Annotated in this window: 2 protein-coding genes; both read right to left on the bottom strand. The window is 75.5% G+C overall.

Annotation, left to right across the window (positions count from 1 at the left end; all coding sequences use genetic code 11):
- A partial coding sequence (locus tag B086_RS41215; protein ID WP_018570102.1) for a type I polyketide synthase occupies positions 1-7,220 on the bottom strand: 7,220 nt, incomplete at its 3' end.
- 172 nt (positions 7,221-7,392) lie between these two features.
- Positions 7,393-11,655: SDR family NAD(P)-dependent oxidoreductase (locus tag B086_RS41210; protein WP_037874213.1), on the bottom strand; the 4,263-nt coding region annotated here is incomplete at its 5' end.

Genomic DNA, 11,655 nt, shown 5'->3' with positions numbered 1-11,655 from the left:
GTGTCCAGCCAGCCACCCGTCACCGTCGAGAAGAACGGCACCACACCCGAAACAGGAACAACCCCCGCCAGATCAGCAAGCAACCGCTCCCGGATCTCCTCCACATGCGAGGAATGCGACGCGTAATCCACATCGATCAACCGCGCACGCACACCCTCCCCGACCAACCCCTCCACCAGCGCCGCCACCGCGTCCGCGTCGCCCGAAACCACCGTCGAGGACGGTCCGTTGACCGCCGCCACCGACAACCGGCCACCCCACGAGGCGATACGCTCCCGCACCACACCCACCGGCAACGGCACCGACGCCATACCCCCACGCCCCGCCAACGCCCCCACCGCACGGGACCGGAGAGCCACCACCCGCGCCCCGTCATCAAGGCTCAGACCACCCGCCACACACGCAGCCGCGATCTCCCCCTGGGAGTGGCCCACCACCGCATCCGGAACCACACCGAACGAACCCCACACCCCCGCCAACGACACCATCACCGCCCACAACACCGGCTGCACCACATCAACCCGCTTCAGCAGCCGCTCCGAGCCCAACGCGTCGGCCAACGACCAGTCGACGTAAGGCGCCAGAGCCCGACCACACTCCGCCATCCGCCCCGCGAAAACCTCCGACTCACCCAGCAGCCCCGCAGCCATCCCCACCCACTGCGAACCCTGACCCGGAAACACCCACACCGAACGACCGTCGACCGGGCGACCGCCGTCCCACGCTTCCGAGTCCTCGTCTGCCATCTGGGCCAGCAGGACGTGGAGTTGGTCCCGGTCTCCGATCAGGGCCTTCCGGTAGTCGAAGGCGGTGCGCGCGTGCAGGGCGGCCCCGATGTCGCGCGGGTCGGGTACGGGGCCGTCGTCCAGGTGGCGGCGCAGACGGTCGGCCTGGGCGCGCAGTGCCCGCGGGCTCTTCGCCGACAGCAGCCACGGCACCGCCGGCAGGGGGGTGCGCTCGGCCGTCGGGGCGTCGTCTTCGAGGGGGGTGTGTTCGAGGATGGTGTGGACGTTGGTGCCGCTCAGGCCGAAGGAGGACACTCCGGCCCGGAGGGCGCGACCGTGGGACGGCCAGGGCCGATGCTCGGTCGCGAGGGCCAGCGCTCCGCGTGTCCAGTCGACGTGGCCGGAGGGCCTGCCGACGTGCAGGGTGCGGGGCACCTGCGCGTGCCGCATGGACAGCACCGTCTTGATGATCCCTGCCACGCCCGAAGCCGCTTGGGCGTGGCCGAGGTTGGACTTGAGGGAGCCGACCAGCAGGGGCCGGTCGGCGGGCCGGTCCTGGCCGTACGTGGCCAGCAGCGCCTGGGCCTCGATGGGGTCACCGAGGGTGGTGCCGGTGCCGTGCGCCTCCACCACGTCCACATCCGCCGCCGTCAGTCCCGCGTCCGCCAACGCCGCGCGGATCACCCGCTGCTGCGAGGGACCGTTGGGGGCGGAGAGGCCGTTGCTCGCGCCGTCCTGGTTGACAGCCGAGCCGCGTACCACCGCCAGTACCGGGTGTCCGTTGCGGCGGGCGTCCGACAGCCGTTCCAGCAGCAGGACGCCGACCCCTTCGCCCATGCCCATGCCGTCCGCGTCGTCCGAGAACGCCTTGCAGCGGCCGTCCTCGGCGAGTCCCCGCTGCCGGGAGAAGCTGATGAGGGCGCCGGGGGTCGCCATCACGGCGACGCCGCCGACCAGCGCGAGGGAGCAGTCGCCGCCGCGCAGCGCCCGGCCGGCGAGGTGCAGGGCGACGAGCGAGGAGGAGCAGGCCGTGTCGATGGTCACCGCGGGGCCTTCGAGGCCCAGGGTGTAGGCGACCCGGCCGGACACGACGCTGGGCGCGCTGCCGGTGAGCAGGTGGCCGTCCCCTTCCTCCGACCGGGCGACGACGGCCGCGTAGTCGGCGTAGTTGACGCCGGTGAACACTCCGGTGCGGCTGCCGCGCAGGGCGTCCGGGTCGATGGCCGCGCGCTCGATCGCCTCCCAGGTGGTCTCCAGGAGCAGCCGCTGCTGCGGGTCCATGGCCAGGGCCTCGCGCGGCGAGATGCCGAAGAACTCCGCGTCGAAGTCGGCCGCGTCGTGGAGGAAGCCGCCCCGCCGGGTCGTCGAGGTGCCGGGGTGGTCGGGGTCGGGGTCGTAGAGGGCTTCGATGTCCCAGCCCCGGTCGGCGGGGAGGTCGGAGACGGCATCGCCGCCGTCGGCGAGCAGGCGCCACAGGTCTTCGGGGGTGCCGATGCCGCCGGGGAAGCGGCAGGCCATGGACACGATCGCGATCGGCTCGTCGTCGGGCGCGGGCGGGTGCGCGGCGGCGTCCTGGCCGGTGCGGTCCGGGTCGAGGGGGCGCGGCTCGGTGGCCTCCCGGCCAAGCAGCGCGGTGCGGATCTCCTTGGCGAGCGCGGTGGACGACGGGTGGTCGAAGATCAGGGTGGAGGGCAGCCGCAGTCCGGTGGCGGTGTTGAGCCGGTTGCGGAGTTCGACCGCGGTGAGGGAGGCGAAGCCCATGTCCTGGAAGGCCCTGCCGGGCCGGATCGCGTCCACCGTGGCATGGCCGAGGACGGCTGCGGCGTGGGTGCGGACCAGGTCGAGCAGCAGGCGGTGCTGTGCGGACTCGCCGAGGGCGGCGAGCCGCCCGCGCAGCAGTGCGGCGGCGGGTGCCTCCGCGTCCCCGGTCGCGGCCTCCAGGGCGCGGCGAGCTTCGGGGATCCCGGTGAGCAGCGGGCTGGGGCGGGTGGAGGTGAAGACGGCGGCGAACCGCTCCCAGTCGACGTCGGCGACGGCGAGTTGGGTCTCGTCGTCGTCCAGTGCCTGGCGCAGGGCGTGGACGGCGAGGCCGGGGGCGATCCGGGGCAGACCGTGCTGCTCCAGGTTGAACAGGTCGGCGTCCTCTCCGGCGGTGCGGTCCCGCCAGGGGTTCTCGGCCTGCCAGATGCCCCAGTCGATGGTGGTGGCGGTGAGGCCGCGGGCCCGGCGGTGCTGGGCCAGGGCGCCGAGGTAGGCGTTGGCCGCGGCGTAGGCGCCGTGGTCGCCGCTGCCCCAGACCCCGGCGATCGAGGAGAACAGGACGAAGGCGTCGAGTTCGCGGTCGAGCAGGGCGTCGAGGTGTTCGGCTCCGGCGGCCTTGGCGGCGACGATCCGCTCGAACGCGGACATCGGTGTGCCGTCCAGGGGGGCGAGTGCGACGAAGGCGGCCGCGTGGACGACCGCGGTGACCGGGTCGCCCGCCGTCTCCAGGCCGGTGAGCAGCGCCGCCACCGCCTGACGGTCCGCCAGATCGCAGACGGGCAGGGTCAGTCGTACGCCGAGGGCGGCCAGTTCCGCGGTGAGTTCGGCCGCGCCGGGTGCCTGGGGACCGCGGCGGCCGGGCAGGACGAGGTGGGTGGCGCCGCCGCGGGCCAGCCAGCGGGCGAGGTGCGGGCCGACGGCTCCGGTGCCGCCGGTCAGCAGCACGGTGCCGCGGGGCTTCCAGTGCCGTACGGGACTGTCGCTCCGGGGGGCGCGCCGGAGGCGGCGGGCCAGGATGCCGGTGGGGCGCAGGGCGAGCTGGTCCTCGCGGCCGACGCCGTCCGTGCCGGGTCCGGAGGCCGTCAGTACGGCGGCGAGCCGGGCCCTGGCGCGGGCGTCGAGGTCCGGCGGCAGGTCGATGAGTCCGCCCCAGCAGGCCGACAGCTCCAGCGCGGCCACCAGTCCGGTGCCCCAGACCAGTGCCTGGCGGGGGTGGGTGACCGGGTCGTCCGGGCCCGTGGACACGGCCCCCTCGGTGGCGCACCACAGCGGTGCCGTGAGGGCGAGGTCGCCCAGGGCCTGCACCAGGGCGACGGTGAGTGCCGTCCCGGTGGGCAGGGCCGGGTGGTCGGGGTGGGGCCGGTCGGCGGCGGCCAGCAGCGACAGCACGCCCGTCGGGACGAGGTCGCCGAGCGCGGTGGCGAGCGTGTCCGCGAGGTCCGTGCGGCGGACGGCGTCGGCGGTGAGTTCCGCCGTGACGACGGTGGCGCCCGCTTCGGCAAGGGCGAGCAGCGGACCACGTACCTGTGCGTCGTCGTGTCCGGCGGGCAGGACGACGAGCCAGGTGCCGGCGGCGGGGACGGCGGCCGGCGGGTCGGGCAGGGGCTGCCAGCCGATGCGGTAGCGCCAGGAGTCGATGACGCTCTCGTCGCGCCGCTGTGCGCGCCAGTCGCGCAGGGCCGGCAGCAGGGGGGCGAGGGCGTCCTCGTCGACGGCGAGGCGGGCGGCGATCTCGGCCGGGGCGTCGTGGTCGACCATGTGCCAGAAGGCCGTGTCGTGCGGGTCGGCGGCGGCCGGTCCGGTGCCGGGTGCCGCCTCCGGCTCCAGCCAGTAGCGCCGCAGCTGGAAGGGGTACGCGGGCAGGGCGGTCGGGCGGGCGCCGGTGCCGGCGTACACCGCGGACCAGTCGACGGCCGCGCCCGCCACCCACAGTTCGGCGGCCGAGCGCAGGGCCCTGCGCAGTCCGCCGTCGTCGCGGCGCAGGGTGCCGACGACCACGGGCGGCTCCGCCGCGCCGGCGGCCTCGGCGGTGTCCTGGAGGGCCATGGTCAGCACCGGGTGCGGCGACACCTCGACGAAGACCTCGTGGCCCTGCTCGACGAGGGAGCGTACGGCCGCGTCGAAGCGGACGGTCCCGCGGAGGTTGCGGTACCAGTAGTCGGCGTCCATGGCCGTGGTGTCGAGCCGGTCGCCGGTGACGGTGGAGAACAGCGGTGTCCGGGCCGGGCGCGGGCGTATCCCGGCCAGCGCTGCCAGCACCTCGGACCTGATCCGTTCGACCTGGGCCGAGTGCGAGGCGTAGTCCACGGGTACGGACCGGGCCCTTACGCCCCGTGCGGCGCAGTGGGCGAGCAGTTCGGCCAGGGCCCGGGTCTCCCCCGAGACCACCACGGCGGCGGGCCCGTTGACGGCGGCCACCGACAGCTTGTCGGCCCAGGGCGCGATCTCGGCGCGTACCTCGTCCTCGGGCAGGGACACCGCGACCATGCCGCCGAGTCCGGCCAGCGCCCGGATGGCCCGGCTGCGCAGGGCGACGACCTTCGCGCCGTCCTCCAGACTCAGCGCTCCCGCCACCACGGCGGCGGCGATCTCTCCCTGGCTGTGCCCGACCACGGCGTCGGGCCGCACGCCCCAGGACGCCCAGTGCGCGGCCAGGGAGACCATCACCGCCCACAGCACCGGCTGCACCACGTCCACCCGTTCCAGGGAGGGTGCCTCCGGCGCGCCCTCCAGGACGGCGGGGAGCCGCCAGTCGACATGGGCGGCGAGGGCGGCGTCGCAGGCGGCGAGGCTGTCCCGGAAGGCGGGGCTGGTGGCGAGCAGGTCCCGGGCCATTCCGGCCCACTGGGCGCCCTGGCCGGGGAAGACCAGGGCCGTCCGGCCCTCGACGACCCGGCCGGTGCCCGTGACGACGTCAGCGGGCGTGGCCGGGGCGGGAACCGGATCCGGGGCGGAAGCCGGGACCGGGGAGGGATCCGGGACCGGAGAGGAAGACGGGACCGGGGAGGAGGACGGGACCGGGGCCGGGGCGGTGGGGAGGTCCGTGCCGCCCGGTCCGGACAGGGCGGCGAGCCCGTTCAGCAGTGCCTGGTGCCCGTCGCCGATCACCACGGCCCGGTGTTCGAAGGCGGAGCGGGTGGTCGCCAGCGAGAACCCGATGTCGGCCGGCCGTGCGGTCGTGTCCGCGGCGAACCGGGCGCGCAGCCGGGCCGCTTGGTCCCGGAGCGCGGAGGCGGTGCGGCCGGACAGCACCCAGGCCGACACGGCCCCGGGCGCGTCCGCGGGATCCGCCGACAGCCCGGCCGCGTGCACCGGCCCGGTCCCCGCGCCCGGCCCGGCCGCGGTGTCGGGCCCGGCCGCGGTGTCCGGACCGTCGGCCGGTTCCGACTCCGGTGCCTGTTCGAGGACGACGTGCGCGTTGGTGCCGCTCATGCCGAACGAGGACACCCCGGCCCGGCGCGGCCGGTCCACGGCAGGCCAGGCACGGGCCTCGGTGAGGAGCCGGACGGCGCCCGAGGACCAGTCGGCGTGCGGAGTGGGCGAGTCCACGTGCAGGGTGCGCGGCAGGGTACCGTGCCGCAGCGCGAGGACCGTCTTGATGACCCCGGCGACCCCGGCGGCGGCCTGGGTGTGCCCGATGTTCGACTTCAGCGACCCCAGCCACAACGGCCGGTCGGCGGGCCGGTCCTGACCGTACGTGGCCAGCAGCGCGTCGGCCTCGATCGGGTCGCCGAGGACGGTGCCGGTGCCGTGCGCCTCCACCGCGTCCACCTCGGAAGCGGTCACGCCCGCGTCGGCCAGCGCCGCCTGGATCACCCGTTGCTGGGAGGGGCCGTTGGGGGCGGTCAGGCCGTTGCTGGCGCCGTCCTGGTTGATCGCCGAGCCGCGCAGCACGGCCAGCACCGGGTGGCCGTTGCGGCGCGCGTCCGACAGCCGCTCCAGCAGCAGCATCCCCACGCCCTCGCCCCAGCCGGTGCCGTCCGCGGCCGCCGCGAACGGCTTGCAGCGGCCGTCGGGAGACATCGCGCCCTGGCGGCTGAACTCGACGAACACCGCCGGCAGCGCCATCACACTGACACCGCCGGCGAGCGCGAGCGAGCAGTCACCGGCCCGCAGGGCCCGCGCCGCGAGGTGCAGCGCCACCAGCGAGGCCGAACAGGCGGTGTCCACGGTGACGGCGGGACCCTCGAAACCGAGCGCGTAGGACACCCGCCCGGACACGACGCTCATCGAATTCCCCGTCATCAGGAACCCCTGGACGGCTTCGGCGGCGCCGGAGCCCAGCGTCGCGTACCCCTGGTCGATGGCCGCGGCGTACACCCCGGTACGGCTGCCCCGCAGGGTGAGCGGGTCGATGCCGGCCTGCTCGACGGCCTCCCAGGCGGTCATCAGCAGCAGCCGCTGCTGCGGGTCCATCGCGACCGCCTCGCGCGGCGAGATGCCGAAGAACTCCGGGTCGAAGTCCGCCGCGCCGTCCAGGAACGCCCCCTGCCCCGGGACCGTGCCGCCGGACGGCCAGACGGTCTCCCAGCCCCGGTCGCCGGGGACGCCGGCCACGGTGTCGCGGCCCTCGGCGAGCAGTTCCCACAGGTCTTCCGGGGTGCGGACACCGCCGGGGAAGCGGCAGGCCATGGACACGATCGCGATCGGCTCGCTCGTGCGCGCCTCGGCCTCCCGGAGCCGCTGCCGGGTGTTCCGCAGGTCGATGATCACCCGGTTGAGGTAGTCACGCATCCTCTGGTCGCTCACTGGACACCGCTGCTTTCGTCTCGGGCTGCTCGGATCTCGTCTCGGGGCGCGCGGAGTACGCGGGACACGAGGGGTGCGCGGGGTACGCGGGACACGAGGGATGCGCGGAGAACACGCGATACGCGGGGTACGCGGGGTACACGGACCGGTGCCCTGGTCACGCTGACCCCAACTGCCGGTCGATGTAGTCGAACACCTCGTCGTCGCTGGCCGCCTCGATCAGCTCGGGGGCCATGTCGTCCATGCCGTCCATGTGGTCCATGTCGTCCATGTGGTCCGCGTCGTCCGTGGGGTGGACGGCGGTGTCCGGTGTCCCGCCGGGCAGCGGGCGGGCCAGCACCTCCCGTATCCGGGCGGCGAGTTCGTCGCTGAGACCGCCCGGCGGCAGGGCGTCGAGCAGGGACTCCAGGGTGTCGAGCCCGGCCCGGACCGCCGCGTCGCCTGTCGGGCGGCCGGCAGTGGCCCGCTCGGCGAGGTGGCGGGCCAGCGCCTCCGGGGTGGGGTGGTCGAAGACGAGCGCGGCCGGCAGCCGCAGCCCGGTCGAGGAGACCAGCCGGTTGCGCAGTTCGACCCCGGTGAGGGAGTCGAAGCCGACGTCCTTGAACGGGCGGGCCGGGCGGATCAGATCGGGCGAACTGTGGCCGAGCACCGCCGCCGCGGTGCCGCGCACCAGGTCGAGCAGCGTCCGGCGCAGCTCGGCCTCGGGCAGCTCGGCGAGCTGCCGCGCCATCGAGCGGGCCGGTTCCGCGGCGGAGGCGGCGCCGGTACGGGCGGGCCGGACCAGGCCGCGGAGCACCGCGGGCAGCCGGTCGTCCGCCCTCAGCACGGACGGGGCGATCCTGGCCGCGAGCCGGTAGGGGTACGGGGAGTCCAGCGCCGCGTCGAACAGGGCGAGGCCCTCCGCCGAGGTCAGCGCCCCCGCCCCCGCGCCCCGGCCCGCGGTGACCGCGGCGGTCATCTCGCTGCGCTCCTCCCACAGGCCCCAGCCGATGGACAGGCCGGGCAGCCCCTCGGCCCGGCGTTCGGCGGCGAGGGCGTCGAGGACCGCGTTGGCGGCGGCGTAGTTCGCCTGCCCGGCCGCGCCGAACTGGGCGGCGCCCGAGGAGAAGAGGACCAGCGCCGCGAGGTCGAGGTCCCGGGTGAGTTCGTGCAGGGCCAGCGCCGCGTCCGCCTTGGGCCGCAGGACGCGGTCGAGCCGGTCCGGGGTCAGCCCGGCGATCGTGGCGTCGTCCAGGACACCGGCCGCGTGGACGACGGCGGTCAGCGGGTGCGCGGCGGGCACCGACCCGAGCAGGTCGGCGAGCGCGGCACGGTCGGCGACGTCGCAGGCGGCGATGGTCACCGACGCCCCGAGCCCGGTCAGTTCCCGCACCAGCTCCGGCATTCCGTCGGCGGACCCGCCCCGGCGGCCCGCCAGCAGCAGGTGCCGGGCGCCGTGCGTGACGACCAGGTGCCGGGCCAGGAGCCGGCCCAGGGTGCCGGTGGCCCCGGTGATCAGGACGGTTCCCTCGGGGTCCGGCGGCGCGGGCAGCAGCAGGACGTTCTTGCCGACGCCCCGGGCCTGGCCGAGCGAGCGCAGGGCGGCCGGGGCCTGCCGGACGTCCCAGCCGGTGACGGGCAGGGGGCGCAGCGCTCCCTGCCCGAACAGGCGCAGAACGTCGGCGAGCATCTCGCCGATGCGCTCCGGACCGGCCTCCATCAGGTCGAACGCCCGGTAGCGCACCCCGGGGTGCTGCCGGGCGACCGTCCCGGGGTCGCGGACGTCGGTCTTGCCCAGCTCCACGAACCGGCCGCCGTTCGGCAGCAGCCGCAGACCGGCGTCGACGAACTCCCGTGCCAGGCTGTCGAGTACGACGTCCACGCCCCGCCCGCCGGTGGCCGTCAGGAACTTCTCGGCGAAGTCGGTGGTCCGGGTCGAGGCGATGTGCGCGTCGTCCAGTCCGCAGGACCGCAGGACGTCCCACTTGGCGGGGGAGGCCGTCGCGAACACCCGTGCGCCGGCGTGCCGGGCGAGCTGCACCGCCGCCATACCGACACCGCCGGCCCCGGCGTGGACCAGGACCGATTCCCCGCGCCGCAGTCCCCCGAGATCGAACAGGCCGTAGTAGGCGGTGAGGAACACCACCGGCACGGATGCCGCGCGGGCGAAGGACCAGCCCGCCGGTATCCGGGCGACGGTACGGCGGTCGGCGACGGCGGTCGGGCCGAACGCGCCCCCGAAGATCCCCATCACCCGGTCCCCGGGCACCAGGTCGTCCACTCCCGGGCCCACCTCGACGACGGTCCCGGCGCCCTCGCTGCCCAGGCCCTGCTGCTCGGGGTCGGGGTCCAGGCCGAGCGCGGCGATGACGTCGTGGAAGTTCAGTCCGGCGGCGCGCACCGCGATCCGTACCTCGCCCTTGCCCAGCGGAGCGAGGGCCTCGGGAGCGGGCTCCGCCGTGATGTCCTCCGGGGAGCGCCGGCCGTCGGTGGTGAGCCGCCAGGCGGCGCCGTCCGGCAGGGACAGCGTGCCGTCCGCCCGTCCGCCGCGGACCAGCCGCGGTAGCAGCGGCGGGCCGGTCCGCAGCGCCAGCTCGGGTTCCCCGGTGGCGAGCGCCGCGGACAGGGTGTCCGCCGGTTCGCCGGTCCCGGCCGCGTCGACGAGGACGAAGCGCCCGGGGTGCTCGGCGGCCGCGCTGCGCACCAGGCCCCACAGGGCGGCCTGGGCGGGATCGACGGGACGGTCGAGCGGCCCGGTACGGACCGCGTCCCTGGTGAGCAGGGCCAGCCTGGCCGCGGCGAACCGCTCGTCGGCCAGCCACCGCTGTACGAGGGCGAGGCCCTGGTGCGCGGTGGCGCGGACCCGGTCGGGGGCGTCGGGCAGGTCGACGGTGGGGACGGCCGCCACGATCACCTCGGGAAGGGCGGCGCCCGCCCCGAGGGCGGCCCCCAGCGCGTCGAGGTCCTGCCAGGACACCGCGCCGGGGACGGCACCGCCGAGGGCGCCCCAGGCGGGCGCCGCGCTGTCGGCCGGCTCGGTGACCGGAGTCCAGTCGAGGCGGTACAGAAGGTCGGCGTGGGCGGTCGCGGAGAGCGGCCCGCCCTCGGCCGGAGGCCGCAGCAGCAGGGACTCCACACCGAACACCCGCCGGCCGGACAGGTCGTGGGCGTGCAGGGTCACCGCGTCCGGCGCGTCGGCGGCGAGCCGTACGCGCAGCGTGGTGGCCCCGGTGATCCCGCTGGTGACACCGTTCCAGCTGAAGGGCAACCGGGCCCGGCCGTCCTGCTCGGGCAGCAGCGCGGCGGCCTGGAGGGCCGCGTCCAGCAGCGCGGGGTGCAGCACGCATCCGGCGGCGTCGGCGTGCTGCCGCTCGGGCAGCACCACCTCGGCGAACACCTCGCCGCCCCGGAGCCACGCGGCACGGATACCGCGGAAGGCGGGCCCGTAGTGGTGGCCGGCCTCGGCGAAGCGCTCGTAGAGGTCGCCGGTGTCCACGGGTTCGGCACCGGACGGCGGCCAGCTCAGCAGACCGGCCGCGGCCCCGGCCGGGTCCCCGGCGGTCCGGGGCGCCAGGGTGCCGGTGGCGTGCTCGGTCCAGGGCACGTCGGCGTCCCGTGCCGTACGGGCGAACACACTGAGCCTCCGCCGACCGTCGCCGTCGGGCGCGGCGACCCGGAGCTGGAGGTGGACGGCGCCCTCGTCCGGGAGGACGAGCGCCGATCCGAGGGTGAGTTCCTCGACCACCGGGCAGTCCGCCTCGGCCCCGGCGCGCAGCGCGAGTTCGAGGAAGGCCGTACCGGGGAAGAGGACGGCACCCGACACCGCGTGGTCGGCGAGCCAGGGGTGGGTACGCAGCGAGATCCGGCCGCTGAGCAGCAGCTCATCGGAGTCCGCGATCCGCGTCGCCGCACCGAGCAGCGGGTGCCCGGTCGTGGCGAGCCCCGCCGAGGCGACGTCCCAGCTCGTGGTCGGAACGTCGAGCCAGTAGCGGCTGCGCTGGAAGGCGTACGTCGGCAACTCCACCCGCCGCGCCCCCGGGAACGCCCCCGACCAGTCCACCCCCAAACCCCGCTCCCACGCACGACCCACCGCACGCAACACCTGCTCCAGGCCACCTCCTCCGCGCCGCAACGTCCCCAACACAGCGGCATCCACACCAGCCGCCTCCACCGACTCCCCCACCGCCACACCCAGCACCGGATGCGGACTGGACTCGACGAAGAACCGGAACCCCTCCCCCAACAGCGACTCCGTCGCCCTCCCGAACTCCACCGTCTCCCGCAGATTCCGATACCAGTACCCGGCATCCANANNNCCNGTGTCCAGCCAGCCACCCGTCACCGTCGAGAAGAACGGCACCACACCCGAAACAGGAACAACCCCCGCCAGATCAGCAAGCAACCGCTCCCGGATCTCCTCCACATGCGAGGAATGCGACGC

Source organism: Streptomyces sp. PsTaAH-124 (assembly GCF_000373685.1).
Lineage (GTDB): Bacteria > Actinomycetota > Actinomycetes > Streptomycetales > Streptomycetaceae > Streptomyces > Streptomyces andamanensis.
The sequence above is the reverse complement of the archived record's forward strand: the minus strand, read 5'-3'. Positions and strand labels throughout refer to the sequence as shown.